This window comes from Kitasatospora sp. NPDC058115 (genome assembly GCF_042884635.1).
In the GTDB taxonomy this organism is placed as follows: domain Bacteria; phylum Actinomycetota; class Actinomycetes; order Streptomycetales; family Streptomycetaceae; genus Kitasatospora.
Window position 1 is genome coordinate 165,926 of record NZ_JBHVTL010000009.1, and the last position, 26,634, is coordinate 192,559.

The following is a 26,634-nucleotide window of genomic DNA, read 5'->3' on the forward strand; positions in this document are numbered from 1 at the left end:
GGCAGCCGCCCGCCCGCTCAGGGGTGCCCGCGGCGCGGCGCTCACTCGTCGAGCTGCTCCCAGCCGCGCCGCACCGGGGTGCCGGCGGGCCGGCGGGGGTCGCGGCTGCGGTAGACGATGTACGGGCGGAACAGATACTGCACCGGGGCGCTGAACATGTGGACCAGGCGGGTGAAGGGCAGCAGCGCGAACAGCACCAGGCCGACCACGGCGTGCACCTTGAACGCGAGGGGGACGTCCGCCATCCGGCCCACGTCCGGGTTCAGGGTGAACAGGCTGCGGGCCCACGGGGCGATGGTGGAGCGGTAGTCGTAGCCGGAGTCGAGCGAGGAGTGCATCAGCTTGGCGACCAGGCCGAGCACGATCGCCGCGAGCAGCACCACGTACATCAGCTTGTCGTTGCGGGTGGTGGCGCGCAGCACCGCGGGGTTGCGGCGCCGGCGGTGGAGCAGGGCGAGGATCCCGGCGACGGCCAGGAAGCCCGCCGCGCAGCCGGCGAACAGCGACAGCAGGTGGTAGGCGTGCTCGTCCAGGCCGACGGCGTCCGTCCAGGAGGCGGGCACGAACAGGCCCATCAGGTGGCCGGCCAGCACGAAGAGGATGCCGTAGTGGAACACCGGGGAGGCGATGTTCAGCAGGCGGGACTCGTAGAGCTCGGAGGAGCGGGTGGTCCAGCCGAACCTGTCGTAGCGGTGGCGCCAGACGAGTCCGGAGACCAGCAGCGCGGCCGCGACGTACGGCAGCGCGCCCCAGAGGAAGGTGTCCATGGTGGCGGTTCTCCGGTTCTCCGGTTCTCCGGTCAGGTGGGCAGGACGGGCAGCAGGCCGAGGTGCCCGTACGGCGGGGCGTCGAGGCCGACCCGTTCGCTCGGCGGGCCGCCCCGGGCGAGCGCCAGCGCGGCGGCCCGGTCCCGGGGCGAGGGTCCGGGCAGGGTGGCGCAGACGGCGGTGAGCACGTGCGCGTACGGCGTGCCGTGCTCGGCGAGGGCGAGCCGCAGGAGTTCCAGGGCGGGCCGGTGCCCCCGCAGCAGCGTCTCGTCGCCGGTGGCGGCGGTGAACTCCAGGACGGCGGGCAGGAAGTCGGGCAGTTCCCCGCCCTCGGACTGGTCCCCGCCCCCGAACTCCAGGCCGTGCGCCCGGTAGGCGGCCTTGAAGCGCAGCAGGGCCTGCCCGCGCCGGCGGGTGTCGCCGTCGGTCCACCAGCTGAGGTGCAGGGTGTGCCGCTGGGTGAAGTCGAACACCTCGACGTAGTGGCGGGCCAGTTCACCGGCGGGGCGGGCCCCGGCCCAGTCGAGGAAGGTGCGCAGCGGCGCGGCGGAGGCGTGCCGGACCGGCCGCAGCAGGACGGCCGGTGCGAGCAGCGGGGCATCCGGGTAGCAGAGGCAGTCGGCGGCGGCCCGCCGGACGAGCGCCCGGGGGTCGGTCGTCACGGCGAGGGCTCCTCGTGCGCGGCGGCGGCGTCCTCGGGTGCCGCCGGGTGGTCGGCGCTCTGGCGCCGGCGCAGTGCGTGGAAGCTCTCCACGGTGACCAGCGGCAGCGAGCGCCGTCCCGAGCCGGCGCCGACGGGGCCGTCGGTGCCGTCGGGCGCGCCGTCGGCGTGGTCGAGGCCGCAGCCGGCGGGCAGCGCGGACTCCTCCAGCCGTTCGGCGTCGGCGCGGGCGGCGGTCGGGATGACGTAGCGGTCCTCGTACTTGGCGACGGCGAGCAGCCGGAAGAGGTCCTCGACGGAGCGGGCGTCGAGTCCGACGGCCTCGGCGACGCCCGGGTCGGGCTCGCGGCCGAGGTTGACGGCGCGCATGTGGGAGCGCATCGCGGCGAGCCGGTCGAGGACGGCGCGCACCGGTGCGGGGTCGCCGGCGGTGAAGAGCCCGGCGAGGTACTCCACGGGGATGCGCAGGGCGTCGATCGCGCCGAAGAGGTTCCCGGCGTCCTCGCCGTCGTGGCCGGCGGCGGCGACCTCCTCGACGACCGGGGAGAGCGGCGGAATGTACCAGACCATCGGCAGGGTGCGGTACTCGGGGTGGAGCGGCAGCGCGACCCGGTAGGTGCTGACGAGCGCGTGCACGGGCGAGCGGCGGGCGGCCTCCAGCCAGTCGTGCGGGATGCCGTCGCGTTCGGCGGCGCGCCGCACCCCGGGGTCCTCCGGGTCCAGGAGGACGCCCAGCTGGGCCTCGTACAGGTCGCGTTCGTCCTCGACGGAGGCGGCGGCGGTGACCCCGTCGGCGTCGTACAGCAGCACGCCGAGGTAGCGCAGCCGCCCGACACAGGTCTCGGAGCAGACGGTGGGCAGGCCGACCTCGGTGCGCGGGTAGCAGAAGGTGCACTTCTCGGCCTTGCCGGTGCGGTGGTTGAAGTAGATCTTCTTGTACGGGCAGCCGGTGACGCACTGGCGCCAGCCCCGGCAGCCGTCCTGGTCGACGAGCACGATGCCGTCCTCGGCCCGCTTGTAGATCGCGCCGGACGGGCAGGCGGCGGCGCAGGCCGGGTTGAGGCAGTGCTCGCAGATCCGGGGCAGGTAGAACATGAAGCTCTGCTCGTACTGGAAGCGGATCCGCTCGCCCACCTCCCGCCGCATCCGCTCGACGTTGGGGTCGGCGGCGGCGTGCTCGGGGGCGCCGCCGAGGTCGTCGTCCCAGTTGGGCGACCACTCGACGGACATCGGGCGGCCGGTGATCAGCGAGTGGGGGCGGGCGACGGGGTAGTCCTCGCCGAGCGGGGCGTCGGTCAGCGTGCGGTAGTCGTACGTCCAGGGCTCGTAGTAGTCCTGGAGGGTGGGCATCACGGGGTTGGCGAAGATCGTGGCGAGCTTGTACAGCCGTCCGCCCTGGCGCAGCTTGAGCCGTCCGCGCCGGTCGAGGCGCCAGCCGCCGCGCCAGGTGTCCTGGTCCTCGTAGCGGCGCGGGTAGCCGAGGCCGGGGCGGGTCTCGACGTTGTTGAACCAGACGTACTCGGTGCCCTGCCGGTTGGTCCAGGTCTGCTTGCAGGTGACCGAACAGGTGTGGCAGCCGATGCACTTGTCGAGGTTCATCACCATGGCGAGCTGGGCCATCACGCGCATCAGTACCGCACCTCCTGGCGGCGCCGGCGGACGACCGTCACCTCGTCGCGCTGGTTCCCGGTCGGGCCGAGGTAGTTGAACGCCCAGGAGAGCTGGGCGTAGCCGCCGATCAGGTGGGTGGGCTTGAGCAGCACCCTGGTCAGCGAGTTGTGGATGCCGCCGCGCCGTCCGCCGGTCTCGGCGCGGGGCACGTTGACGGTGCGCTCCTGGGCGTGGTGCATGTAGACGGTGCCGGGCGGCATGCGGTGCGAGACGACGGCGCGGGCGACGACGACGCCGTTGCGGTTGACGGCCTCGATCCAGTCGTTGTCGGCGACGCCGATGGCGGCGGCGTCCTCGGCCGACATCCAGATCACCTGCCCGCCGCGGGAGAGCGCGAGCATGAACAGGTTGTCCTGGTACTCGGAGTGGATGGACCACTTGTTGTGCGGGGTGAGGTAGCGGACGGTCACCTCCCGCTGCCCGTCGGGCCCGAGGGCGGGCTCGCCGAACAGCCGGCGGATGTCCAGCGGCGGGCGGTAGACCGGCAGGGCCTCGCCGAGTTCGTGCATCCAGTCGTGGTCGACGAAGAAGTGCTGGCGGCCGCTGAGCGTGTGCCAGGGCTTGAGGTGCTCGGTGTTGAGGGTGAACGGGCTGTAGCGGCGCCCGCCGGCCTCGCTGCCGGACCACTCGGGCGAGGTGATGACCGGGGCGGGGGCGGCCTGGGTGTCGGCGTAGGAGATCCGGCGGCCCTCGTGCTCGGCGGCCAGGTGCGCCAGCTCCCGTCCGGTGCGCCGCTCCAGGGCGCGGAAGCCCTGGGTGGCGAGCCGGCCGTTGGTGGTGCCGGACAGGGCGAGGACGGTGTCGCAGGCCTTGACGGCGGTGTCCAGGGCCGGACGGCCGTCGGCGGGGCCGCCGCGGACCACGCCGTTGCGGGCCTTGAGCTGCTCGACCTCCTCCTCCGGGTGCAGCACCACGCCCTTGGCGGGCAGGCCGAGCCGTTCGGCCAGCGGGCCGAGCGAGGCCATCTTGGCCGACACCGCGGTGTAGTCGCGTTCGACGACGGCGAGGTTCGGCATCGTGACGCCGGGGACGGGCTCGCAGGCGCCGTCCCGCCAGTCCAGGTCGGTGCCGCCGGGTTGGGCGGTCTCGCCGGGGGTGTCGTGCTGCAGCGCGGTGGCGACCAGGTCGTGCCGGGTGCCCAGGTGGTCGCGGGCGAGTTCGCTGAACCGCGCGGCGATCGCGTGGAAGGCGTCGAAGTCGGTGCGGGCCTGCCAGGGCGGGTCGACGGCGGGGGCGAAGGAGTGCACGTAGGGGTGCATGTCGGTGGAGGACAGGTCGTGCTTCTCGTACCAGGTGGCGGCGGGCAGCACGACGTCGGAGAGCAGGGTGGAGGAGGTCATCCGGAAGTCCAGCGAGAGCAGCAGGTCGAGTTTGCCCTCGGGGGCCTCGGCGGGCCGGCGCACGTCGCGCGGCCGCAGGTCCTCGCCGGCCTCCCGGGCGCGCAGCGAGGAGTGGGTGCCCAGCAGGTGTTTGGTGAAGTACTCGGCGCCCTTGGCGGAGGAGCCGAGCAGGTTGGCCCGCCACAGCGTCAGCACCCGGGGCCAGTTGGCCGGGTCGTCCGGGTCCTCGCAGGCGAACCCGAGCCGCCCGGCGCGCAGTTCGGCGACGACGTGCTCCTTCGGGTCGCGGCCGAGCGCGCGGGCCTCGTCCACGAGGTCGAGCGGGTTGCGGTCGAAGGTCGGGTAGGAGGGCATCCAGCCGAGCCGGGCGGCGCGGGCCAGCAGGTCGACGGTGGCCAGGCCCCGGAAGCGGCCGGTGCCGAGCGGGGAGGCCAGGACGTCCGCCGGGTAGGTGTCGTAGCGCCACTGGTCGGTGTGCAGGAAGAACCAGCCGGTGCCGATCGCCTGCCGGGGCGGGCGGGACCAGTCGGTGGCCCCGGCCAGGGTCGCCCAGCCGGTGATCGGCCGGCACTTCTCCTGGCCGACGTAGTGCGCCCAGCCGCCGCCGTTGCGGCCCTGGCAGCCGGTCAGGGCGAGCAGGGCGAGAAAGGTCCGGTAGATGGTCTCGGAGTGGAACCAGTGGTTGGTGCCGGCGCCCATCAGGATCATGCAGCGGCCCCGGGACTCCTCGGCGGTGCGCGCGAACTCCCGTGCCACCCGGACGGCCTGGGCGGCGGGCACCGAGGTGTGGCGCTCCTGCCAGGCGGGGGTGCCGGGGGTGTCCGGGTCGTCGTAGGAGGCGGGCCAGCGGCCGGGCAGCCCTTCGCGGCCGACGCCGTACTGGGCGAGCAGCAGGTCGTAGACGGTGGTGACCAGCGCGCCGCCGGCCAGCCGCAGCGCGGGCACGCCCCGGCGGACGGTGTCGCCGCGGCCCTGGCCGTGCGCGCCGCCCTCGGTGTCGAAGCGCGGCAGCAGCACCTCGACGGGGGCGGCGGCGTCGTCCCCGTGCAGGGTCAGCCGCGGGCGCAGGTCCTCCAGGTCGAGGTTCCACCGGCCCTCGCCGGAGGCCGTCCAGCGGAAGCCCAGCGAGCCGTTGGGCACGGCGGGGCGGCCGGTCGCCTCGTCCAGGACGGCGAGCTTCCAGTCGGCGCCCTCGCCGGTGTCGCCGAGGTCGCTCGCGCGCAGGAACTTGGCGGGGACGAAGGCGCCGTCCCGTTCGGTCAGGGTGACCAGGAACGGCAGGTCGGTGAAGCGGCGGACGTAGTCGTCGAAGAACGGGGTGGTGCGCTCGACGAAGAACTCCCGCAGGATCACGTGGCCCATGGCGAGGGCGAGGGCGGCGTCGGTGCCCGGGTGGGGGTGCAGCCACTCGTCGGCGAACTTGGTGTTGTCCGCGTAGTCCGGCGAGACCGCCACCACCTTCTGGCCGCGGTAGCGGGCCTCGGCCATCCAGTGCGCGTCCGGGGTGCGGGTGACCGGGACGTTGGAGCCCCACATCACCAGGTAGGCGGCGTCCCACCAGTCCCCCGACTCGGGCACGTCGGTCTGGTCGCCGAACACCTGCGGGGAGGCCACCGGCAGGTCGGCGTACCAGTCGTAGAACGAGAGCATGGCGGCGCCGATCAGCGCGTGGAAGCGGGCGCCGGCCGCGTGCGAGACCATCGACATCGCCGGGATCGGCGAGAACCCGGCGATCCGGTCCGGGCCGTGGGTCTTCACGGTGTGCACGTGCGCGGCGGCGACGATCTCCACCGCCTCGTCCCAACCCGCCCGCACCAGGCCGCCCTTGCCACGGGCCCGCTGGTAGGCGCGACGGCGCCCGGGGTCGGCCTGGATGTCCGCCCAGGCCGCCACCGGGTCCCCCAGCCGGGCCCGCGCCTCCCGGTACTGCTCCAGCAGCACGCCGCGCACGTAGGGGTGGCGCACCCGGGTGGGCGAGTAGGTGTACCAGGAGAACGCGGCGCCGCGCGGGCAGCCGCGCGGCTCGTACTCGGGGCGGTCGGGGCCGACGGACGGGTAGTCGGTGGCCTGGGTCTCCCAGGTGATGATGCCGTCCTTGACGAAGACCTTCCAGCGGCAGGAGCCGGTGCAGTTGACGCCGTGGGTGGAGTACACCACCTTGTCGTGGCTCCAGCGGTCCCGGTAGAAGGCGTCCGCCGCCCGCCCGCCGGTCAGCCGGACGCTGTGCAGGTCCGGTGCGGGCGTCCCGGGGCGGAAGAACCGGCCCGCCCTGAGGAACGCGGCACCGGGCTCGCTCGTCGCCGCGCTCCCGGACTCGCTCGTCGGCTCCCGCACGTGGCACCCTCCGCTTCCGGGCCGGACCGTGTGCCCATCGAAACCGCCCGGCCGCACCGCTGCACCCCGGAGGGGTCCTGCCGGGTGACCGGCCGTCGACCGGCGCCCCGGTCCGGGCGCGTCCGGTGGCCGGGTCCCCGCCCGGGCGCTGCGATGGAGCCATGAACGTACGGAGCCGCCCGCGGTGGGACGCGGTCCCGCCGGCGACCGGCGCGGCGGTGATGGCGACCGGCATCATCTCGGTCGGCTTCCACCTCGCCGGCTTCGACGCCCTGTCGATCGCGGACCTCTGGATCGCCGGCGTGCTCTGGCTGTTGCTGGCGCTCGCCTTCACCGCCCTGCTGCTCGGCGACCCCGGCGGCTGGACGGCCCGCTCGCAGACTCCGCCCGCGCTCACCGCGGTCGCCGCCACGACCGTGCTCGGCGTGCGCGTGGACCAGCTGGGCCGGACGGCGGCCGCCGAGGCGCTGCTCGTCGTCGCGGCCCTCGCCTGGCCGGTGCTGCTGACCTCCGTGCTGCGCCACCTCGGCCGCAGGCTGCCGGGCGCGGCCTTCCTGATCTGCGTCGCCACCCAGGGCCTGGCCGTGCTCGCCGCCACCCTCGCCCCGCACACCGCCGACTGGCTCGCCCGGGCGGCGCTGCCGGTCTTCGTGCTCGGCCTGCTCCTGTACGGGGACGCGCTGTTCCGCTTCGACCTGCGCCAGGTGACGGAGGGGGCGGGCGACCACTGGGTGGCCGGCGGGGCGATGGCGATCTCCGCGCTGGCCGCGTCCAAGCTGCTCGCCTGCGGGGTGTGGAGCGGTGGCGCGCACACCGCGCTGCGGGTGGTGACGCTGGTGCTGCTCGGCGTCGCGCTGGCCTGGTACGCGGTGCTGGCCGTCGCCGAGCTGCTGCGGCCCCGGCTCCGCTACGACCTGCGGCGCTGGTCGACGGTCTTCCCGCTGGGCATGACGGCGGTGGCGGCGCTGTCGACCGCCACCGCCGCCCGGGTGGACTGGCTGGAGCCGCTCGGCCGGGCGCTGCTCTGGGTGGCGGCGGCCGTCTGGCTGATCGTCGCCGTCGGGGCGCTTCGCCGCCTGCGGCGCCGCCCGGGGAGCCGCCCCCGGCCTTCACGGTGATCCGTTCGGACCGTGTCCTGCCGCAGATCCTCAAGCCGCCGACGGGCCGGGGTCCCGGGTGCCCGTGGCCGGCGGGAGCGGGCCGGCCGAGACGTCGAAGGCGTGCGTCACCGCGGGCGCGGTGCCCGGGCGCAGCAGGGAGCGGGCCTCCTCCTCGTCGCGGCGGTCGGCGGCGGTGAGCCGGCCGTCGTGCTGGGCCAGGTGCTCCGCCCAGGAGGAGACGAGATAGGTCTCGACGAACCGCTCGGGCTCGCCGCCGTCCTGGTAGAGGCCCCAGCTGAGGGCGCCGGTGCGGCGGCGCGAGGCGGCGACCCGGCGCATCCGCCCGGTGAAGGCGGCCCGCTGCTCCGGCTCCACCCGGTACTCGACGGTGACCAGCACCGGTCCGTCCGCGTGGGCCGGTTCGACCACCAGGGGCGGCCGCGGCCAGTGGCCGGAGGGCGTCGGGTCGACCCCGTCGCCGTCGTACAGCGGCAGCCGGCGGGCGCCCACCGCCCCCGCCAGCAGCACCGCGCCGGCGGTCAGCAGCGCGACGCCCGGTCCGTGACGCTCGGCCAGCACCCCCCACAGCGGGGCCGCCAGGGCCTGGCCGCCCTGGAAGACCAGCAGCTGGACGGCCAGGCCACGGGCCCGCACCCAGCCGGGCAGCCGGGTCTGGACCGCCGCGTTGAGGGTGGACAGCACCCCGATCCAGGCCACGCCGGCGGGCAGCAGGGCGAGGCCGACCAGCCAGGGCAGGCGGACGGTCGCCAGCACCGCCAGCACCCCGGCGAGGGCGATCGTCCCCGCGACCAGGGTGCCGTTCGCCCCGAGCCGGCGCCGCAGCAGCGGCAGCGCGAACGCCCCGCCCACCGCGCCGACGCCGACCGCCCCGAGCAGCAGGCCGTAGCCGCCCGGGCCGAGGCCCAGCGAGCGGCGCGCGACCAGCGGCAGCAGCGCCCAGAGCGCGCCCGCACCGGGCACGAACAGCGCGGTGCGCAGCAGCACCCGCCGCACCCCCGGCGCGTACCGGATGTAGCGGCGCCCCGCGTGCACGGCCGCCAGCAGGCCTTCGGCCCCGCCGGCCGGTCCGTCCTGGGGCGCCGTCCGGTGCCAGCGCAGCAGCACCACCAGGACGCAGAGGTAGGAGGCGGCGTTGAAGGCGAACACCCAGCCCGCGCCGGCCGCCGCGACCACCGCGCCGCCGACCGCCGGGCCGACCGCCCGCGCCAGGTTCATGTTGACGGCGCCGAGCGCCGCCGCCTGCCCCAGCTGCCGGCGCTCCACCAGCTCCGGCTGGACGGCCTGCCAGGCCGGGCCCATCACGGCGGTGCCGCAGCCGAGCAGGAAGGTGAGGCCGAGCAGCGGGCCGGGGGTCAGCGCACCGGCGAAGGCCAGCACCGCGAGGACGGTCGCGACGAGGAGCATCACGACCTGCGCGGCGACCAGCACCGAGCGCCGGTCGCGGCGGTCGGCCAGCACGCCGGCGGGCAGCGCCAGCAGGACGACCGGCAGGCTCGCGGCGGTCTGCACCAGGGCCAGCAGGGCGGCGTCGTGGCCGACCAGCAGCCACTGGGCGCCGACGGTCTGCATCCAGCTGCCGACGTTGGAGACGAGTTGGGCGATCCACAGGGCGCGGAAGACGCGGCCCGCGAGCGGGGCCCACGCCGAGTCGTCCGCCGGGCGCCGGGCGGGGGTGGTCATGGTGCTCATACCGGTCCGTTGCGGGTGGGGGTCGGGGGTTCGGATTCGGACCCTAGGCCGGGCCGGGCGGGCGGACGTGCCCGTGGGCGCACGGGTGGTGCCCCGGGAGTGCACGGTGGGCACGGGCCGGGGCACAGGGACGGGCCGGGGCACGGGCACGGGCGCGGCAGACCCGGGTGCTCGTCGACGGCCCCGCTCGGGGCTGCGGGCGGGGCCGGGGCCGTTGCCGGACGACGGCCTGCTGCGGGCCGGGGCGCACGCCCGCGAGGTGCGGCTCGCCGAGGTGTCCTGCACGGAGGGGTGCTGCGGCGCCCTCCACGTCACCATCCGGCGGGACGGGGACCAGGTGGTGCGGGAGGACCGGAGACGGACCGCGGCCGGGCCCGGCGGACCCGGGCTGTCGTCCTACCGGTTCGACGCCCGGCTCTACGACGCGGAGGTCGCGAGGGCCGGGAGCGACCGCCCCTGGTCATGGCCGGCCCGCACCGTCGCCCGCCCGATCGGGGCGGGGCCGATCGAGCGTCCGGACCTGCTGGGCCGGTGGGACGCCCGCCCGGGCCGGGTCGGCACCGGCCTCGACGACCCCGGCACCACCGTGGTCACCTTCTCGTACCTGCCGGGCCCGGCGTCCGGAACACCGGAACGGCCCGACCGGGCCCTCCGGTTCAGCTGGGACATCCCGGACGACGGCACCGCGCCCGGGGCCCGGGCTGCCGCCGCCCTGCGCCGGCCGGCCGAGGAGAACCCGAAGACCTACGCGCGGCTGTCGCACGGAAGCCCGGGGCGGGCCGCAGAACTCGGCTCCACCCGGCCCGGCGACGGTTGGCCCGGTCCGGGCGGCCCGTGTCCCCTGCCGCCTGCCCGCGCGCGTCCCGCGCGACCGCTCAGCTCCGCCGTCCGCGGAGCGTCTCGCCCTCCTTCAGGCCCGTGACCTCGATGGAGCAGGTCTGCGCCGTCTCGGTGACCCGCCGCGCCGTGGCCACCGCAGCGAGGTCGAGCGTGCCGTCGACCGGGAATGCGGACAGGCCGGTGTAGAAGGTGAGCCCGTCGACCGGGGCGGGGCGGAGCAGCTTGCCCTCGTCCAGCCGCATGCGCAGGCGCGTGGTGGGCGTGCCCCGGAGGACCTCCACCCAGCCGCCGGCGCCGTCGGGGTTGCCCCAGTGCCAGTTGGGGCGCTCCGAGTACTCCACGAACCGGACGCCGGGCGGGCCCTTGATCTCCAGGACGACCTCGATGTCCTCGAAGAGCGTGTTCTCGAACCCGGTGGCCGCCAGCACGTCGATGTTCAGCACCGCCGTGGCGTGGGGCGGCGGGAGCAGCGTGTCGGGATTCTCGATGAACGGACGGAGGCCGATGTTGCCGGTGAAGATGATCTCCGCGCTGCAGGTCGGGTCGTCCTTCGTCACGGTAGCCATGCCGGATGTCCTTCCCGCCGTCCCGCGTCGGCCGGGACGCCGCGTCCCACGGATCCCCCGTCGCTTCCATCGTCCCGCCGCGCTGCCGGGCGCGCACGCCGGCCGGTGATCCACCGGGACGGCGGTGCCGCCGAAGGGGCCGGGGCGGGTAGGAATGGAGCCGGGGGCGGACCGACGATGCGGAGGCCGTGCATGCCGACCGACCAGCCGAACCAGCCGGAGCTCGCTGCCGAGCGGCACCTGCGCGGGCTACGGGACGAGTTGACCCCGAGCGGCGAGGAACCGCCCGAGGTGGTGGCGCAGTTCGCGGCGGGCCGGGGGCGGCTCACGGTGCTCGCCGAGCTGGCGGCGCAGCAGCGGCGGGTCATCACCTCCGACCGGCGCAGTCTGCTGCTGCTCGCCACCCGGTGCGCGGACGAGCCGCTGGGCGCGTGGTTCGCCGGGCTGGCGGACGGCGAGAGCGCCGCGCTGCGCACGCTGCCCGCGCTGGCGGCGGCCTGCGGACCGGCTGCCGCGCAGGCGCCGCTGCCGGGGTGCCAGGCCTACCCGGCGTATCTGGCGTGGCTGGCGCTGAACGGGCGGCCGCCCGCCGTGGCGGCGGCGCTGGTGGCCAACTTCGCGGCCTGGGGCGGGTACTGCGCCACGCTGGCCGCGGCGCTGCGCCGGTTCCACGGGTTCGGGGACGAGGCGTGCGCGTTCTTCGACTTCTTCGCGCAGCCCGCGACCGCGCTGGAGCGGGCGGCGGCCGAGGCGCTCGGACCGGCGGGATCGACCGCCGGTCCGGACCTCGACGCCGCCCGCGAGTACGGCCGGCTGCTACAGGCGTACGAGCGGCTGTTCTGGAGCACGCTCGCCGAACGGCCCTGAGCCGCCGGGGACCCGGGCCGGGCTCACGCCTGCCAGTGCGGCTTGCCGCTGACCATCCGGCAGGTGATCACCCGGCCGCTCGCCTCGTGGGTGCTCCTGCCGAGGTCGTCGTTGCGGCAGAACTGGCCCGCCTTGTAGCAGTTGCCGGCGTTGGACTTGATCTCGCAGTCACCGGTGGCCGCCGCGGCCTTGGTCTCGGCGGGCGCCGGGTCGGGGTCGGTCGGCGGCTGGGCGGTCGTGACCTTGGGCTGCGGCTCGGCCTTGGTGGGCGTCGGCTGCGGCTTGGGGGTGGCGGCGGGGGCGGCGGTCCTGGTCGGCTGCGCCTTCGGCGGCGCCGCGGGGGTGGTCGGCGCGGGCGCGGCGGCGGGCGGCTCCGGCGCCGGCGGCTGCGTCTCCACCGGCGGGGCGACCGGCGGGGCGACCGGTGCGGGCGTCAGCTCCGGCGTGGGAGTCGCCGGTGCGGGCGGCGCCGCCGGGGTGGTGACCGCGGCCGTGACCGCCGGCGTGGTGGCCGCGACGGTGGCGGTGTCGCCGGTCGTGGGGTCACAACCGGTCAGCGCGAGGCCGACCGTGAAGACGAGTCCGGCGACGGCGGCCAGGCCGCGACGACCGCCGCGCATCCGTGAAGGCATGGACGTGAACGCTCCGTTCCGTTTGAAAGAGGTTCGCGAGTCAACCAGACCGGCCACACGATCTGTCCATAGTTCAAGCACTTGTAAGCAGATCGAGACCTGCCGATCACGGAGCGTCGATCAATGAACAGGTCTGATCACATACCGCCAATCCCAGCCATGCCTGCGACGGGAATCAGCCACCGCTCACCCGCGGACCGACGCCGCGCCCAGGGGGCGGTACCGCAGGCCGAGGCCTTCGTAGAGCCCGCGGGCGGCGTCGTTCCAGTCGTCCACCATCAGCGCCACCGACCCGTGGGCCTTCAGCGCCTCGGCGACGAGGAAGCCGCCGACCTGCCGCCCGAACCCGCGCCGGCGCGCCGCCGGGTGCACGGCGACACCGGAGAGGAAGCCGACCGTGGGCGCGCACCAGGCGAACGCCCCCACCGCCGCCAGCCGGCCCGCGGAGTCCCGCACCCCCGCCCACCGCTCGACGCCGGGCACCCCCGGCTTCGCGTAGGAATCCGGGAAGCTCGTGCGGACGAGTCGCCCCACCTCGCCCAGCGCACCCGCCGGGAGCCAGCCCGCCCCACCGTCCTCCGCCCCACCGTCATCCGGCAGGCCGTCATCCGGCGGGCCGTGCCGGTCCATCCAGCCGAAGGGTCCGGACGCCGTCAGCCCCGGGATCTCCCGGACGACCGCCTCGATCAGGCTCCGGTCGCCGAGCGGCCGGCACGCCGGCCCCGCCCCGGCCATCACCTGCCGCAGCAACGGGACCGCCGCGTCCGGGGCTCCCCACACCACCGCCCGCGCCCGGGCCAGCAGGTCCGCCCCGGCGACGACCACCGCACGGCCGTCGTCGCTCGACCAGGCCCGGCTGCGCCCGTCCAGGCCCTGCGCCGCCCACAGGCACAGCGCGTCGCCCCCGCAGCGGGCCCGCAGTTCCTCGCAGCCGCCGATCTCCCTCGCGGTGTGACGGGACACGGGACCTCCTGGATCTCGGTGCCGCAGGCGGGGCCGGACGGGATCCGTCCATGACGGCACGACAAGAGTGCCCCAGGCGCGGGCGTTCGACGAGACCACCCGTCCCCACCACCGGGCGGGCATTACTCTCCGAATCGGTCATCGGATTTCGGCAGCGGAAAGTAGGCGGGGTCCGGCCCTTGAAAGCCGCGACTCCGGAGTGTGAGACTGAAAGAAAAAAGACATAACCTGCCTAGGAGGTGGGTCTTGTGGCGTTGCAAGCGAGTTGGATCCACGGGAACGCCATGACGGTGGAGAATCCCGAGAATCTCAGCCGCAACGGGCACTTCGGGTGGGGCTCCGACGTCGACATCACGCCGGGAAAGACCAGTTGGTTCCACATCACCGTGCCCACGCCGGTGATCGTCGACGACGTGCGGACCAACCTGGTCAGGGTCTTCATCCTGTTCAGCACGGACGTCGGATTCGGGCAGGTCACCCGGCTCCACGTGTGGGACGGTTCCGCGCCCGTCCAGCAATTCGAGAACCTCGCCTTCGAGGGCGACCACCGCGGCGGACTGGACGGCCAGAACACGTTCAACCTCGACCAGCCGCATTCGGTCGCCTTCGGTATCGGCATCTCCTTCTTCGTCGTCGCCGCGATCGGATTCGACACGCCGATCGCCCCCTCCCGGCTGATCCTCGGAACGGCGGGCGGTGATTTCACGACCTGACCGGAAACGGAAAAGGAATCCCGGCCGCCCGACCCGCCGCCCACCCGACCCGCCGCCCGCCCGGTCCGCCGGTCACTCAGTCCACCAGCGCCGAGCGCCGTTCGAAGACCTCGGGCCGGGCGCGGTCGAGGGCGGTGGCGACGGCGCCCAGGAGGACGGCCTCCTCGCCGAGGCTGCTCGGCGCGAGGGTGGGGCGCATCGGACTGAGGTGCTGCAGCGTCCGGCCGAGGGGGTCGAGCAGCAGGTCGGCGCTGCCTCCGATGCCGCCGCCCAGGACGATCAGGTCCGGGTCCAGAACGGCCGACAGCACCGCCACCGCGTAGGCGAGTTGACCGGCCGCACGCTGCACCGCGGCGCCCGCCAGCGGGTCGCCGGACCGCGCCGCGTCGAAGACCTCCTTGGCCGTCAGCGGACCGGTCATCCCGAGGTCGAGGGCGGTACGGACGACGGCGTCCGCCGCCGCGGCCTGCTCGACGGTGCCGCCGGGCGTCCCGTCGGGGGACGGCGGGAGCGGGACCAGGCCCACTTCGCCCAGCGCGCCGTGCGCGCCGACCAGCGGCTCGCCGTCCTTGACCACGCCCACGCCGAGGCCGGTGCCGACCAGCACGTAGGCGAACATCCGGCTGCCGCTCCCCCGGCCCGCGCCGAGCGTGTACTCGCCGAGCGCGGCGAGGTTGGCGTCGTTGCCGACGGTGATCGTGGTCGACAGCCCGTCCGCTATCCGGTCGAAGAGCCCGGGTCTGCCCCAGCCCGGCAGGCTGGTGGCGTACCGCACGCCGCGCCGCTGCTCGTCCCAGACGCCGGGCGTGCCGATCACCGCATGCACGATGTCCGCCGCCGTCACACCGGCCTCGTCGGTGGCCTCGCGGGCGGCGGCCACCACCGCGTCGGCGACGGCGTCCGCCGTCCGCCCCTCGTTGGGGACGTCACGGCGGGCCACGATGTCCCCGGCGAGGTCGGCGACGGCGACCCGCAGCCGGGCCCGGCCGATGTCGACGCCGAGGACGTGCCCGGCGAGCGGATCGGGCTCGTACAGGACGGCGGAGCGCCCGCGCTCGGGGATGAACCGGCCGGCCTCGCGGGCCAGTCCGGCGTGTTCGAGGGCGGCCAGGGCGGCGGAGACGGTGGGCTTGGACAGGCCGGTGTCGCGGGCGAGTTGGGCGCGCGAGGACGGGCCGCCGAGGCGCAGCCGTTCGAGCAGCAGCCACTCGTTGTTGCTGCGCAACCGCTGCCGGTTCCACGGCTGCGCCGGTGCGGGGCCCGGCGGAACGGTGGTCGGCAGGTCGCGGCTCATCGGGTCCTCCGGTCTGGGGCGCAGGGCCGGCCCGCCGGTCCGGCACGCCGGTCGGGGGCACGGGTCTGCGGTACTGGTCTGCGGTACTGGTCTGGGGCACGGGTTCTGGGGGCGCGGTCGGTCCCGGGGTGCGCCGGTCGGCGCCCGGGCCCGGGGCACCAGCCAGTATGACCGGTCGTCACGTCGCTCACCGGGGGGTTTCCGCGCGCGGGGCCGGTACCGGAGGAGGGGGAGGAGGCAGGGGCGGAAGGGCGTCACGCTCTCCTTGCCACTCTCAACGTATAGCGCACGGGGGGTCTTGCCGCAAGGCCCCGGTCCTGGCGCACAATCGTCGACCGAAGCCGGAACCAGCACACTCGGGAGCTTTGCGCAGTGCATCAGCATGTGTCGGAATCCAGGACCGGAGCCACTGCCATGACGTCCCTGACCACCCTCGCCACCAGCGTGTTCGACCTCTCCGGCCGTCTCTCCGCCAAGGCCGACCCGGCGCTGGTCGCCCAGGACGAGCGGCACTTCGCCGCCGTCGCGGAGAGCCTGGAGCGGGCGGTCACCGAGGTCTCCGACCAGCTCGACGCCGCCCTGCGGGCGCCCGGCGGCGCCGGCCGGGCCGCGATGGACCGGGACGCGGAGGTCCACCGCCTGACCGGCCGGCTGCGCGCGCTGCGCCGCTTCGGCCTGGACCTGTGCCTGGGCCGGATCGTCCCGGCGGACGGCGGGGCCCCGGTGTACATCGGCCGCCTCGGCCTGACCGACAGCGAGGGCCGCCGGCTGCTGATCGACTGGCGTTCGCCGGCCGCCGAGCCGTTCTTCGCCGCCACCCACGCGGGCCCGATGGGCCTGGCCAGCCGGCGCCGCTACCGCTGGACGGACGGCCGGATCACCGACTACTGGGACGAGGTGTTCGCCGCCGAGGGCCTGGAGGGGCACGCCGCCCTCGACGACCAGTCCGCGTTCGTCGCCACCCTCGGCGGCAGCCGTTCGGCGCGGATGCGGGACGTGCTGGCCACCATCCAGGCGGACCAGGACGCCATCGTGCGGGCCGGCTCGCGCGGCGCGCTGGTCGTCGACGGCGGTCCCGGCACCGGCAAGACGGTGGTCGCCCTGCACCGCTCCGCCTATCTGCTGTACGCGGACCCCCGGCTCGGTCACCGCCGCGGCGGCCTGCTGTTCGTCGGACCGCACCAGCCCTACCTGGACTACGTCGCCGACGTGCTGCCGAGCCTCGGCGAGGAGGGCGTGCGGACCTGCACCGTACGGGAGCTGGTCGCCGAGGGCGCGGACGCCGCGGTCGAGCGCGATCCCGAGGTGGCGCGGCTGAAGTCCTCGGCGGAGATGGTGCGGGCGGTGGAGCAGGCGGTCCGGATCTACGAGGAGCCCCCGGGCGAGGGGGTGACCGTCTCGACGGACTGGGAGGACCTCTGGCTGAGCGCCGACGACTGGGCGGAGGCCTTCGAGGCACCCGGTCCCGGCACCCCGCACAACGAGGCGCGCGAGGAGATCTGGGCGGAGCTGGCCGAACTGCTGCTGGCCAAGGTGGACGGCGGCGAGGACATCCCGGTCGAGACCTTCCTGCGCTCGCTGCGACGCGACGAGGAACTGGTCACCACCCTGAACCGCGCCTGGCCGCTGCTGGAGGCCGCCGACGTGGTCGGCGACCTGTGGACGGTGCCCGCCTACCTGCGGCTGTGCGCTCCCTGGCTCACCCCCGACGAGGTGCGCCGGCTGCAGCGCGCCGAGGCGCAGGCCTGGACGGTCTCCGACCTGCCGGTCCTGGACGCCGCGCGGCAGCGGCTCGGCGACCCGGAGGCCGCCCGGCGCAAGCGCCGCCAGGAGGCCGCCGTCGCCGCCGAGCGCGCCAGGATGGCCGACGTCATCACGGACATCCTCGCGGCCGACGACGACGGCGAGGCGGCGGTCACCATGCTGCGCGGCCAGGACCTGAAGGACACCCTGGTCGACGGGAGCGCGCTGCCCGCCGACGACCCGGACCGGCTGGCCGGACCGTTCGCCCACATCGTCGTGGACGAGGCGCAGGAGCTGACCGACGCCGAGTGGCAGATGCTGCTGCTGCGCTGCCCGTCCCGGAGCTTCACCATCGTCGGGGACCGCGCCCAGGCCCGGGACGGCTTCACCGAGTCCTGGCAGGAGCGCCTGGCGCGGATCGGCCTGGACCGCACCGAGGTCGCCTCGCTGAGCGTCAACTACCGCACGCCGGAGGAGGTCATGGCCGAGGCCGAGCCGGTGATCCGGGCCGCGCTGCCGGACGCCAACGTGCCCACCTCGGTCCGGCGCAGCGGGGTGCCGGTCACCCGCGGGACGGTCGCGGAGCTGGACGGCGTGCTCGGCGCCTGGCTGGACGCGCACGCCGAGGGCACGGCCTGTGTGATCGGCGACGCGGCGTTCACGGCGGAGTTCGGGGCGACGTGCCGCGCGGAGTTCCGGGAGACGCCCCGGATCCGGGCGCTCACGCCGGAGCTGGCGAAGGGGCTGGAGTTCGACCTCGTGGTGCTCGTCGAGCCGGCGTCCTTCGGTGCGGGCGTCGCGGGCGCGGTCGACCGCTATGTCGCGATGACCCGGGCGACCCGGCAGCTCGTCGTGCTCGGCGGCGCCTGACCTCGGGCCCCGGGGCCCGGGTGGCGCCGGGCCCCGGGGTGGCCGTGCCGGTCACAGCCGTCCGCGCGAGGCTGTGACCGGCACGGCGGTCGTGGGCCGTGAACGGCCTCGGTCAGCGGAGGAGCCCGGGACGGAGCGACTCGATCCAGGACGCGAAGTCCGCGGACTCGACCTCGAAGTCCCCGGGCTCCAGATCGCCCAGGTCCGACGCGTACACGGCGGAGCCCGGGTCGTCGGTGCGCAGGAGGAACCCCCGGCCGCCGCTGTCGTCGCCGACGAGGACGAAGCCCGGGGCGTACCGCGCGACCTCGTAGGTGGCGTTGCGTTCGCCGATGCACCCGGCCGGGTACACCGTCACACCGGCCTCGGTCATCAGGCCGTCCGTCACCCTCCACAGGGCCGCCAGCGGGGCCGGCAGCCCCGGCCCGCGTCCGGCCCCGGCCGGTGCGGGCGCCGCCGTCCCGGGCATCGGTTCCGTCATGTCGAGGTCACTCCGGCCGACACCAGCGGCGACAGCAGGGCCGCCCACCGTAACGGCGCGACCAGCCGGCGGGAGAGAGGGTTGACGCGCGTCGTCACAGCCACGCATCGTTCCAGCAGCGCCGACGGCGGGTCAATGATCCTCAGGTGAACATGACGACACTCACTTCACGCTTCCCGCGCCGGCCGTTCACCCGCGCCCCCGAGGGGTGCCGACCGCCGGCTCAGGCCACCCAGCCGGCCGTGAGGCCCTGCACGGCGGAGCCGTCGAGGTCGGCGAGCTTGGCACCGACGAAGGCGCGGGCGCGCTCGGAGGTCTGCAGGCGGAACGGCGGCCGTTCGGCGGTGAGGGCGTCGAGCACGGCCCCGGCGGCCTGCTCCGGGGTCTGCGCCTGGTCGAAGGCGGCCCGGGTGCGCGCCGCATAGGCGTCCAGGGCGGGCGCGTAGGGGCCGGCGGCTTCCAGCAGGGCGGGCAGGTCGATGCCCTGGCTGGCGACGAACTCGCTGGCCACCGCGCCGGGTTCGACGACGGTGACGGTGACCCCGACGGTCGCGGCGACCGGGGCGAGCGACTCCATGAAGCCCTCCACGGCGAACTTCGCCGCGCAGTAGGCCTCGTTGAAGGGCTGGCCGACCACCCCGCCGACGCTGGTCACGGTCACCACCCGCCCACCGCTCGCCCGGAGGTGCGGCAGGGCGGCACGGGTCACCTCGACCACGCCGAAGTAGTTGACCTCCATGGCCTCGCGGACCGGGCCGAGGCCGTCCTGCTCGACGGTGCCGACCCGCCCGGCACCGGCGTTGTTGACCACGGCGTCCAGCCGGCCATGACGGTCGAGCACTCCCGCCAGGCACGCGGCGACGGACCCGGCGTCGGTGACGTCGAGCCGGGCGACCTCCACCCGGCCGGCGACCCCGGCCGCCCCGGCGGCCTCCAGCAGCGCGCCGCGGCGCCCGGGGTCGCGCATGGTGGCGACGACGCGGAAACCGGCACGGGCGGCGGCCACCGCGGCGGCGAGACCGATGCCGCTGGAGGTGCCGGTGATGAGGACGATGCGGTCGATGCGGTCGCCGGTCACGGCGGCTCCTTCTCCCAGGATTTATGTGCATGCACACACACCATAGCAGGATGCGTGCACGCACACGCAAAAAGGTAGGCTGATCGGCATGGCGCAGCGCACCGACCTCACCCTGGGAGACCTCACCGCCCGCGACCACGCCTTCTACGGCCTGGTCTGGGCCGGCACCACCCTGAGCACCCGGGTCGACCAGGCCCTCACCCGGGCCCACGACCTGCCGCTCTCCTGGTTCGAGGTGATGCTCTGGCTGCACGCCCAGGACGGGCCGGTGGCCGCCTCCGACCTGGGCGCCAAGACGCTGCTCAGCCGCAGTCAGGTCTCCCGGGTCGCCGACGCGCTGCAGGCGCGCGGCCTGGTCGAGCGCGCCCCCTCCCCCACCGACGCCCGCTCGGTGCGGATCGCGCTGACGCCGGAGGGCCGGCAGCTGTTCGCGGCCGCCGACGCGACCCGTCGCACGGCGCTCGCCGAGGTCTTCGACGACCGCCTCGACGACGCCGACATCGCCGCGCTGGAGCGCGTCTGGGCCAAGCTCAAGCGGCCGGCCGGGGCCTGAGCGACCCCCGGGCGGGCCTCTAGCGGAAACCCGCCGACCGGTCAACCACCGGCCACTGCGTGGGCGTGCCGCGCCCCGACGCGTGATCATGGAGCCATGCGGTTCGGGCACGACGACGGAGGAGAGGGCGGCACCACGGCGGGCGCGGACAGGGCGGCGCTCGCGGCGGCGGCCGCCGCGCTCGCCGCCACGGGCGCCGGAACCACCGACAGCGACGACCCGGATCCGATCGGTGAGCTGATCGACGTCCTGCCGGCCGGAGTGGCCCTGCTCGACGCGGACCTGCGCTGGCGCTACCTCAACCCCGCGTTCACCACGGTCACCGGCCTGCGCCGGGCCGACCTGCTGGGCCGGCCCGCCGGGGCGACGGCGTTCGCGGGCGCCGTCGCCACGCTGGGCCGCGTCCTGGCCGACGGGCGCGACCGCGAGTGCGCCACCGGCGCGCCGGACGGTCCGGGCCCGCCCGTACCGGCCGGCCTGCGGGTGCGGTACCGGCCGCTGGGTTCCGGCGGCCGCGTCACCGGCGTCCTGGTCCTGGTGCTGGACGACCCCGAGCCGGTCCAGGACCTGCGGCACGAACTGGCCCGGGCCCGGACGCGCCTGGCCCTCCTGGAGGCCGCCGCCGAGCGGATCGGCACCACGCTGGACGTCGGCACCACCTGCGCCGAGCTGGCCGCGTTCGCCGTTCCCCGGCTGGCCGAGCTCGCCACCGTCGACGTGCAGCCGCCGGACGCCGACGCCCGCACCGGTCGCACCCCGGGGCGCCGCTTCCACCGGGCCGCGCTCGACCTCGCGGACGGGCTGCGCCCGGCCGCCGACCGCCTGCCCCGCCCCGGGGAGTCGGTGCGCCACCGGGAGGGATCGGTGGCCGCCCGCGCGCTGGCCTCCGGGGTCGCCGTACTGCTCGCGCCGCGCACCGCCGGGGAGCTGGCCGGGGCCGCGCCCGACCAGGCCTCGGCCGCCGCGTACCGCGCCGCCGGGGTGAGCTCGCTGCTGGTGGTGCCGCTGACCGCACGCGGCCGGGTGGTCGGACTGCTGACGCTGGCCCGCACCGCCGCCTCCCCCGGTTTCGGGCCCGACGACGCGGTGCTGGTCGGCGACCTCGCCGCACGCGCCGCCACCGGCATCGACAACGCGCGCCGCTACAGCCGTTCCCAGGGCATCGCGCTCGACCTCCAGCGCGCCCTGCTCAGCGAGCCCGGCCATCCGCACCAGAACCTCGAACTCGCCTCCCGCTACCTGCCGTCCGGCGCCAGCTCGGTGGTCGGCGGCGACTGGTACGAGACCGTCCGGCTGCCGTTCGGGCGGACGCTGCTGGTCATGGGCGACGTCATGGGCCACGGCGTCGAGGCGGCGGTCGACATGAGCAGCTACCGCGCCACCCTGCGCGACGTCGCCGGGACGGACCTTCCGCCGCACCGGATCCTGCGTCAGCTGGACACCGTGATCGCCGCCAACGAGTCCGCCCGGCCGGCCACCTGTCTGCTCGCCCTCGCCGACCCTGGCCGGGGCCGCTGGACGTTCTCCAGCGCGGGCCACCTCCCACCGGCCCTGATCGCGCCCGGGCGGCCCACCGAACTGCTGCGGATCCCCACCGGGCCCCCGCTCGGCACCGGGCTCGGCGGCTATCAGCAGACCGGGCGCGACCTGCTGCCGGGCGAGACCCTGCTGCTCTACACGGACGGCCTGGTGGAACGGCGCGGGGAGGACATCGACGTGTCGCTGGCCCGCCTCGCCGCCCTGCGCCTGCCCGCCGCCGGGTCGCTGGACGACCTGCTGGACGCCGCGCTGCGCGGCGTCGGCCCGGACACCTCCGGCCCGGCGGAGGACGACATCGCCGTCCTGGCGGCCCGGCCCCGGCAGCGGCCGTAGGACCCGTCCTCACACCCCCGCCTGCCGGGCGACGCCCCCCGGCCTCCGGCGAGGAGGTGCCCCCGCCTCCGCCCTGCGGTGCACGCGCCCGGACGACGCCCGCCCGCCCTCCGGACGGACGACGGGGTGGTAGGACGAGCCCTGGAGGGGCGGTCCGCTCCGTCGAGCCCCCGGGCGCGTGCCGCTGAGGGCCCCGGCGGCCCGGCGGGCCCCGGCCGCTGCCGGGGCCCGCGCGGTCGGGTCAGGCCATACAGGCGGCCCACTGGGTGCGGGCGAAGGCCTCGCCGCCGGCCCAGTAGTTGACGTTCCACGCCGCCGTGCAGCGCTCCATCTTCGACAGCGGCCGGGGATAGGCACTCGCCTGGGTCCCGGTGGCCAGGACGAGCACGGGGGCCAGCACGGCCGCGGCGGCCGCGGCGGCGGCCAGTCGGCGAATCCTCATGGGTGTGACTCACTCCTTCGAGACGGGCGGGCGCTGCGGCGCCGGCTCCGCGCGGACGACGCGCGGTGGAGGCCCGGGCGCCCGATCGGGGGTCGGCTCCGTGCGCCGAATCCTGGCAGCCTCCGCCGTCACGGGGACATCCCACGATCCTGGGATGTCCCCGGCCCCGGCCCGGCCCTGCCTCGCCGCAGCGCCTCGCTGCGGCGTCGTCGCGTCGTCGCGGCGGCGTCGCGGCGGCTCAGAGTCCCGCGAGGGCCTGCTCCAGATCGGCCCGGATGTCCTCCGGGTGCTCGATGCCGACGGCGATCCGGACGGTGCCCGGGCCGATGCCGGCGGCGGCCAGTTCGTCGTCCGACAGCTGGCGGTGCGAGGTGCTGGCCGGGTGCAGGACCAGGGTGTGCACGCCGCCCAGCGAGGGGGCGAGCGAGGCGAGCCGGACGGCGCCGACGAAGGTGCGGGCGGCCTGCCGCCCGCCCGCCAGGTCGAAGGCGAACACCCCGCCCTGGCCGTCCGGCAGCAGCCGGCGGGCCCGCTCGTGGTCCGGGTGGCCGGGCAGACCCGGGTGGTGCACGCGGGCGACCGCCGGGTGCGCGGCGAGCCGGCCGGCCAGGTCGAGCGCGGTCTCGTTCTGCCGGCGGACCCGCAGGCCCAGGGTCTGCATGCCGCGCAGGGTCAGCCAGGCGGCGAACGGGTCGAGCGCGGCGCCCTGTTCCACCGCGTGGTGCCAGACGCGGTGGTGCAGTTCGGCGTCGGCGAAGACGGCCAGCCCGGCGAGAACGTCGGAGTGGCCGCCGAGGTACTTGGTGGCCGAGTGGATCACGAGGTCGGCACCGTGCTCGATCGGGCGGCAGAGCAGCGGGGTGGTGAAGGTGTTGTCCACCACGCTGAGCACGCCGGCCTCGCGGGCCGCGCCGATCAGCCCGGGCAGGTCGGTGACGCGCGCGGTGGGGTTGGAGACGGTCTCCAGGTACAGCAGGCGGGTGGTCGGGCGCAGCGCGGCGCGCACCTCCTGCGGATCGTCGCCGCGCACGTGGGTGACGCTCACGCCCCAGCGCGCGGCCAGGTCGGCGAGCGCCGCGAAGGTGCCGCCGTACAGGCTCTGCTGGGCGATCACGTGGTCGCCGGAGCGGAGCAGCGCGCTCAGCACGGTGGTGATCGCGCCCATGCCGGAGGCGGCGGCCAGCGCTTCCTCGCCACCCTCCAGGTCGGCCACCGCGCGTTCCAGCGAGCGGACGGTGGGATTCCCGTAGCGGCTGTAGAAGTACGCCCCGTCGGGCCCGCCGAAGGCGTCCGCGAGGGAGTCGCTGTCGGGGAAGGCGAACACGTGGCCCTGGTGCAGCGGCACGCCAAGCGGGCGGCTGCCGGCCGCCTCCTCGACGGGCGGGTGGACGATCCGGCTCTCGGGGCGCAGCCCGTGGTGGTCGCTCATGCCCCCATGCTGGCCCGGTGCGGCGGAAGCGGAACAGGTCCAATCCCGCCCCGGTGGCCTCGAACCACCGCCCGGTGCGTCCCGGCGCACCGGGCTCCCCCGGGCCGCACCGGAGGACGTCAGCGGCCGTCGCCCCCCGCCCGCCGGGCCCGGCGCCGCCCCCGGAGCGCGAACGGGACGACCGCGGCCATCGCGACGGCCTCCGGGGCCGACGGCCCGGCCGGCCCGGCCTCGCCGCGCGGCGCGCCGCCCGACGCCAGGCCCTGCTTGTCGAAGGTGTCCGGCACCGGCAGGGTGTCCCAGCGCGACAGCGGCCAGGCGATCACGAACGCCCGGCCGACCACGTTCTTCACCGGGACGAAGCCGTTGCCCGGCTCGTTGACGTGGAAGCGCGAGTCGCGGGAGTCGTTGCGGTGGTCGCCCATCACCCAGAGGTGGTCCTTGGGGACGGTCACCTCGCCGACCGGCGCGTCGTCGCACGGCGTCGAGCCCGGGAAGAGGTACGGCTCGTCCAGCGCCACCCCGTTGACCTTCACCGGGCTGCCCTGGCGGCACTCCACCGTGTCGCCGCCGACCGCGATCACCCGCTTGATCAGGTCCTTCTCGTCGTCGGACGGCAGCAGGCCCACGGTGCTGAAGACCGTACGGATGCCTTCGGCGAGGGCGTTGCCCTTCTCCCGCGGCACCGTGTCCAGCCAGCCGCCCGGGTCCTTGAAGACCACCACCTCGCCCCGTTCCGGCTCGGCGCCGAACCAGGGGGTGAACTTGTCGACCAGGACCCGGTCGTTCTTCTCCAGCGTGTGCTGCATCGAGCCGGAGGGGATGGAGAAGGCCTGGACGAAGAAGGTCTTGATGCCCAGCGAGAGCAGCAGGGCGATGCCGATCAGGATCGGCAGCTCCTGCCAGAGCGGCCGCTTCTTCCTGGCCGTCCTCCTGCGCCTGCCCCTGCCCCTGCCGGCGCCGTCCTCCCGGCCGTCCTCGCCGTTCTCCTCCGGCCCGCCCGGGCCGCCCGGACCGCCGGGGCCGCCGGGACCCCCGGCGGCGGTCGCGGTCGCGGCGGCCACCGGGGCGGCGACGGCCCTCGCCTCCCCCGCTTCCGGTCCCGCCGCGCCGACCGGACCACTCGCCGGACCGCCGACCGGACCGCCCACCGGGCCACTCGCCCGGCCACTTGCCGAGCGACTCGTCGGGCCGGAGCCCGTACCGGCCTCACCGCTGCCCGCCGAACCCGCGGTCTCCTCGATGCTCATCCCTGGCCCCCTCCGGACGGCCCGGCGGGCCCCGCCGCGGGACCCCCCGTTGTCAGCTAACGAACGGTGGTTCCCGCCGACCCGTCAGAACGTACACCCGTGCACCGGTGCCCACCACGGCCACCCGGTCCGGCCGCCCGGCCCGGTGGCGCCGCTACGCCGTCCCGCCCGCGAGCATGATCCGCGCGACCAGCTCACGGCGGCTCGCCACCCCGGCCTTGGCGAACACCGACTTCAGATGGTCCTGCACGGTGTACGGCTTCATCGCCAGCAGCCGTGACACGTCCCGGGTGTCGCACCCGCGCACCAGCAGCAGCGCCACCTCCTGCTCCCGCGCCGTCAGCCCGTACGCGGAGAGGTAGAGCGGCATCGCGTCGGCGGGCGTCGCCGGGGTCGCCACCACCGTCACCTCGCCCTCGCTGCCGCCCTTGAGCGCCGAGCCGTGCAGCACGTACCAGCGGCCGCCGCCGTCCTGCACCCGGATCTTGCACTGCGGCGCGGCCAGTCCGCGCGCCGCCCGGCGGGCGTGCTCGGCGGCCACCGCGAACGCCGTCGGCACGCCGAGCGAGGTCCGGCTCGGGTCGGCCAGCCGCCCCAGCAGCTCCTCCGCCGGGCCGGAGAGCGCGAGCGGCCGGTTCGCCGGACCGAGCACCACCACGGCCGGGCCGTCGTCCCCCGGCCCGCCCGGCTCCGTCTCCCACCGGCCGTCCCCGGTGACCGGCGGCACGTGGCAGGCCCGCAGCGCATTGCCCAGGTGGCGGGCGGCCAGGTCCGCGAACTCGCGCTGCTGGGCCAGGTACGGCCCCCGGTCGGCCGCCCGCATGAACGCCGCGCAGCCCCACATCCCGCCGTGGGCGTCGAACACCGCCCGCAGTTCGTCGCCGAAGCCGGCCGGGCCGATCAGCTCGCGGAACCGCGCGCTGTCCGCCAACCGCCCCTTGGTCGCCCGGCTGAGCGTCTCCGCGCGGACGCCGCTGCGACGGATGGCGGGGAACGTCGCCACGTCGTCCGCCCACACCTCCAGACGCACGGCGTCCGCGAACCCGGCGAGGCTGAGGTCGTCGCTCAGCACCGAGGTCACCAGCCCGGTCGCCGGGTCCGCCGAGTGCCAGCAGACCGCGTCGTACTCCAGGAGCGGGCGGAGCAGTTCGTCGGCTCTGCGGAACACCTTCTCGGCCGTCAGCCCCGCCGCTGCGAGCTCCCGGATCCCCCCGATCGCCTGTTGCGCCGCCATCCCACGTGCTCCACGTGATCCCATGGTCCGGAAGTTAGCAGGCACACCGACCACCGGCCCATGCACCGGCAGGCGGATCCGTTCTCCGTCTTCAGAAGGTCCCGTGGCGGCGCGGTCTCATCCTCGTGAACGTCCGAACCCGACCCGACAGTGCCGCCCCGGGAGTTGACACGCGCAGCCCGCCCCTTCGGCATGACTGCCCGTCATATCGCCCCACCCGGCCG

The 26,634-nt window shown here is 75.6% G+C and carries 22 protein-coding genes; 7 read left to right on the forward strand and 15 right to left on the reverse strand.

The annotated features are described in order from the left end of the window. Window positions 1-41 precede the first annotated feature (41 nt). The 4 genes from narI to ACFVVL_RS12355 are packed head-to-tail and all read right to left on the reverse strand — an operon-like array spanning window position 42 to window position 6,773. Window positions 42-767, reverse strand: coding sequence for a respiratory nitrate reductase subunit gamma (narI, locus tag ACFVVL_RS12340; protein WP_380292067.1), 726 nt, complete (start codon window positions 765-767; stop codon window positions 42-44). Window positions 768-799: 32 nt separating this feature from the next. After that, window positions 800-1,429: a nitrate reductase molybdenum cofactor assembly chaperone gene (gene narJ, locus ACFVVL_RS12345; RefSeq protein ID WP_387673885.1), complete on the reverse strand. Its 630-nt coding sequence runs from the start codon at window positions 1,427-1,429 to the stop codon at window positions 800-802. Beyond that, window positions 1,426-3,057: a nitrate reductase subunit beta gene (gene narH / locus ACFVVL_RS12350; RefSeq protein ID WP_380292063.1), complete on the reverse strand. Its 1,632-nt coding sequence runs from the start codon at window positions 3,055-3,057 to the stop codon at window positions 1,426-1,428. The genes narJ and narH overlap by 4 nt, the downstream gene beginning before the upstream one ends. Further along, window positions 3,057-6,773, reverse strand: a complete 3,717-nt coding sequence (locus tag ACFVVL_RS12355) for a nitrate reductase subunit alpha (RefSeq protein WP_387673888.1) — start codon at window positions 6,771-6,773, stop codon at window positions 3,057-3,059. The genes narH and ACFVVL_RS12355 overlap by 1 nt, the downstream gene beginning before the upstream one ends. Before the next feature lie 161 nt (window positions 6,774-6,934). On the opposite strand from ACFVVL_RS12355, the gene ACFVVL_RS12360 reads away from it, so the two are divergent. Then, entirely contained in the window at window positions 6,935-7,891 is a 957-nt protein-coding gene (locus ACFVVL_RS12360; protein WP_387673891.1) for a tellurite resistance/C4-dicarboxylate transporter family protein, read from the forward strand. A 30-nt stretch (window positions 7,892-7,921) separates the two neighbouring features. On the opposite strand, the gene ACFVVL_RS12365 is transcribed toward ACFVVL_RS12360, so the two are convergent. Beyond that, window positions 7,922-9,583, reverse strand: coding sequence for an MFS transporter (locus ACFVVL_RS12365; protein ID WP_387673894.1), 1,662 nt, complete (start codon window positions 9,581-9,583; stop codon window positions 7,922-7,924). Between the two features lie 214 nt (window positions 9,584-9,797). Between ACFVVL_RS12365 and ACFVVL_RS12370 the strand changes: the two genes are divergently transcribed. Continuing rightward, window positions 9,798-10,505, forward strand: a complete 708-nt coding sequence (locus tag ACFVVL_RS12370) for a hypothetical protein (RefSeq protein WP_387673897.1) — start codon at window positions 9,798-9,800, stop codon at window positions 10,503-10,505. On the opposite strand, the gene ACFVVL_RS12375 is transcribed toward ACFVVL_RS12370, so the two are convergent. Beyond that, complete coding sequence (locus ACFVVL_RS12375) at window positions 10,459-10,989, reverse strand: hypothetical protein (RefSeq protein ID WP_387673900.1); 531 nt, start codon at window positions 10,987-10,989, stop codon at window positions 10,459-10,461. The genes ACFVVL_RS12370 and ACFVVL_RS12375 overlap by 47 nt on opposite strands. Before the next feature lie 192 nt (window positions 10,990-11,181). Between ACFVVL_RS12375 and ACFVVL_RS12380 the strand changes: the two genes are divergently transcribed. Further along, the gene (locus ACFVVL_RS12380) at window positions 11,182-11,856 is read left to right on the forward strand and encodes a transcriptional regulator (RefSeq protein WP_387673902.1); all 675 of its coding nucleotides are present in this window, start codon (window positions 11,182-11,184) and stop codon (window positions 11,854-11,856) included. A gap of 23 nt (window positions 11,857-11,879) precedes the next feature. On the opposite strand, the gene ACFVVL_RS12385 is transcribed toward ACFVVL_RS12380, so the two are convergent. Both ACFVVL_RS12385 and ACFVVL_RS12390 read right to left on the reverse strand, forming a co-directional pair. Beyond that, window positions 11,880-12,488, reverse strand: coding sequence for a hypothetical protein (locus tag ACFVVL_RS12385; protein WP_387673905.1), 609 nt, complete (start codon window positions 12,486-12,488; stop codon window positions 11,880-11,882). A gap of 186 nt (window positions 12,489-12,674) precedes the next feature. Next, window positions 12,675-13,451 carry a GNAT family N-acetyltransferase gene (locus tag ACFVVL_RS12390; RefSeq protein WP_387673907.1) on the reverse strand — a complete coding sequence of 259 codons (777 nt, stop codon included), beginning with the start codon at window positions 13,449-13,451 and terminating at the stop codon, window positions 12,675-12,677. A gap of 239 nt (window positions 13,452-13,690) precedes the next feature. Here ACFVVL_RS12390 and ACFVVL_RS12395 point away from each other — a divergent pair, with 239 nt between their 5' ends. Next, window positions 13,691-14,164 (forward strand): DUF6623 family protein, encoded by a 474-nt coding sequence (locus ACFVVL_RS12395; RefSeq protein ID WP_380292045.1) that lies wholly within the window; start codon window positions 13,691-13,693, stop codon window positions 14,162-14,164. Window positions 14,165-14,240: 76 nt separating this feature from the next. Here ACFVVL_RS12395 and ACFVVL_RS12400 read toward each other — a convergent pair whose 3' ends face one another. Next, window positions 14,241-15,458: an ROK family transcriptional regulator gene (locus tag ACFVVL_RS12400; RefSeq protein ID WP_380292043.1), complete on the reverse strand. Its 1,218-nt coding sequence runs from the start codon at window positions 15,456-15,458 to the stop codon at window positions 14,241-14,243. Between the two features lie 414 nt (window positions 15,459-15,872). Here ACFVVL_RS12400 and helR point away from each other — a divergent pair, with 414 nt between their 5' ends. After that, entirely contained in the window at window positions 15,873-18,071 is a 2,199-nt protein-coding gene (gene helR / locus ACFVVL_RS12405) for an RNA polymerase recycling motor ATPase HelR (RefSeq protein WP_387673910.1), read from the forward strand. Between the two features lie 112 nt (window positions 18,072-18,183). On the opposite strand, the gene ACFVVL_RS12410 is transcribed toward helR, so the two are convergent. After that, on the reverse strand, window positions 18,184-18,552 hold the full coding sequence (locus ACFVVL_RS12410; protein WP_387673913.1) for a hypothetical protein: 369 nt from the start codon (window positions 18,550-18,552) through the stop codon (window positions 18,184-18,186). A 223-nt stretch (window positions 18,553-18,775) separates the two neighbouring features. Further along, a complete protein-coding gene (locus ACFVVL_RS12415; RefSeq protein WP_387673916.1) occupies window positions 18,776-19,630 on the reverse strand; it encodes an SDR family NAD(P)-dependent oxidoreductase in 855 nt (284 codons plus the stop codon). Between the two features lie 88 nt (window positions 19,631-19,718). On the opposite strand from ACFVVL_RS12415, the gene ACFVVL_RS12420 reads away from it, so the two are divergent. Continuing rightward, entirely contained in the window at window positions 19,719-20,183 is a 465-nt protein-coding gene (locus ACFVVL_RS12420; protein WP_387673919.1) for a MarR family winged helix-turn-helix transcriptional regulator, read from the forward strand. 96 nt (window positions 20,184-20,279) lie between these two features. After that, on the forward strand, window positions 20,280-22,055 hold the full coding sequence (locus tag ACFVVL_RS12425; RefSeq protein ID WP_387673922.1) for a SpoIIE family protein phosphatase: 1,776 nt from the start codon (window positions 20,280-20,282) through the stop codon (window positions 22,053-22,055). Between the two features lie 241 nt (window positions 22,056-22,296). On the opposite strand, the gene ACFVVL_RS12430 is transcribed toward ACFVVL_RS12425, so the two are convergent. The 4 genes from ACFVVL_RS12430 to ACFVVL_RS12445 all read right to left on the reverse strand — a co-directional run bounded on the left by ACFVVL_RS12430 (window position 22,297) and on the right by ACFVVL_RS12445 (window position 26,410). After that, window positions 22,297-22,497 carry a hypothetical protein gene (locus tag ACFVVL_RS12430; protein WP_380288102.1) on the reverse strand — a complete coding sequence of 67 codons (201 nt, stop codon included), beginning with the start codon at window positions 22,495-22,497 and terminating at the stop codon, window positions 22,297-22,299. A gap of 238 nt (window positions 22,498-22,735) precedes the next feature. Beyond that, entirely contained in the window at window positions 22,736-23,926 is a 1,191-nt protein-coding gene (locus ACFVVL_RS12435; RefSeq protein WP_387673926.1) for a trans-sulfuration enzyme family protein, read from the reverse strand. A 119-nt stretch (window positions 23,927-24,045) separates the two neighbouring features. Further along, a complete protein-coding gene (gene lepB, locus ACFVVL_RS12440) occupies window positions 24,046-24,990 on the reverse strand; it encodes a signal peptidase I (protein ID WP_387673929.1) in 945 nt (314 codons plus the stop codon). Window positions 24,991-25,330: 340 nt separating this feature from the next. Further along, window positions 25,331-26,410, reverse strand: a complete 1,080-nt coding sequence (locus ACFVVL_RS12445; protein ID WP_380288108.1) for a helix-turn-helix transcriptional regulator — start codon at window positions 26,408-26,410, stop codon at window positions 25,331-25,333. Window positions 26,411-26,634: the final 224 nt, after the last annotated feature.

Excerpts from the sequence above, each read along its gene's own strand:
- ACFVVL_RS12360 (WP_387673891.1), top strand. The coding sequence starts at position 6,935 with ATGAACGTACGGAGCCGCCCGCGGTGGGACGCGGTCCCGCCGGCGACC.
- helR (WP_387673910.1), top strand. The coding sequence starts at position 15,873 with ATGACGTCCCTGACCACCCTCGCCACCAGCGTGTTCGACCTCTCCGGC.
- narI (WP_380292067.1), bottom strand. The coding sequence starts at position 767 with ATGGACACCTTCCTCTGGGGCGCGCTGCCGTACGTCGCGGCCGCGCTG.
- ACFVVL_RS12430 (WP_380288102.1), bottom strand. The coding sequence starts at position 22,497 with ATGAGGATTCGCCGACTGGCCGCCGCCGCGGCCGCCGCGGCCGTGCTG.
- ACFVVL_RS12435 (WP_387673926.1), bottom strand. The coding sequence starts at position 23,926 with ATGAGCGACCACCACGGGCTGCGCCCCGAGAGCCGGATCGTCCACCCG.
- ACFVVL_RS12410 (WP_387673913.1), bottom strand. The coding sequence starts at position 18,552 with ATGACGGAACCGATGCCCGGGACGGCGGCGCCCGCACCGGCCGGGGCC.
- ACFVVL_RS12365 (WP_387673894.1), bottom strand. The coding sequence starts at position 9,583 with ATGAGCACCATGACCACCCCCGCCCGGCGCCCGGCGGACGACTCGGCG.
- ACFVVL_RS12400 (WP_380292043.1), bottom strand. The coding sequence starts at position 15,458 with ATGAGCCGCGACCTGCCGACCACCGTTCCGCCGGGCCCCGCACCGGCG.
- ACFVVL_RS12425 (WP_387673922.1), top strand. The coding sequence starts at position 20,280 with ATGCGGTTCGGGCACGACGACGGAGGAGAGGGCGGCACCACGGCGGGC.
- ACFVVL_RS12380 (WP_387673902.1), top strand. The coding sequence starts at position 11,182 with ATGCCGACCGACCAGCCGAACCAGCCGGAGCTCGCTGCCGAGCGGCAC.
- ACFVVL_RS12385 (WP_387673905.1), bottom strand. The coding sequence starts at position 12,488 with ATGCCTTCACGGATGCGCGGCGGTCGTCGCGGCCTGGCCGCCGTCGCC.
- ACFVVL_RS12420 (WP_387673919.1), top strand. The coding sequence starts at position 19,719 with ATGGCGCAGCGCACCGACCTCACCCTGGGAGACCTCACCGCCCGCGAC.
- narH (WP_380292063.1), bottom strand. The coding sequence starts at position 3,057 with ATGCGCGTGATGGCCCAGCTCGCCATGGTGATGAACCTCGACAAGTGC.
- ACFVVL_RS12375 (WP_387673900.1), bottom strand. The coding sequence starts at position 10,989 with ATGGCTACCGTGACGAAGGACGACCCGACCTGCAGCGCGGAGATCATC.
- ACFVVL_RS12445 (WP_380288108.1), bottom strand. The coding sequence starts at position 26,410 with ATGGCGGCGCAACAGGCGATCGGGGGGATCCGGGAGCTCGCAGCGGCG.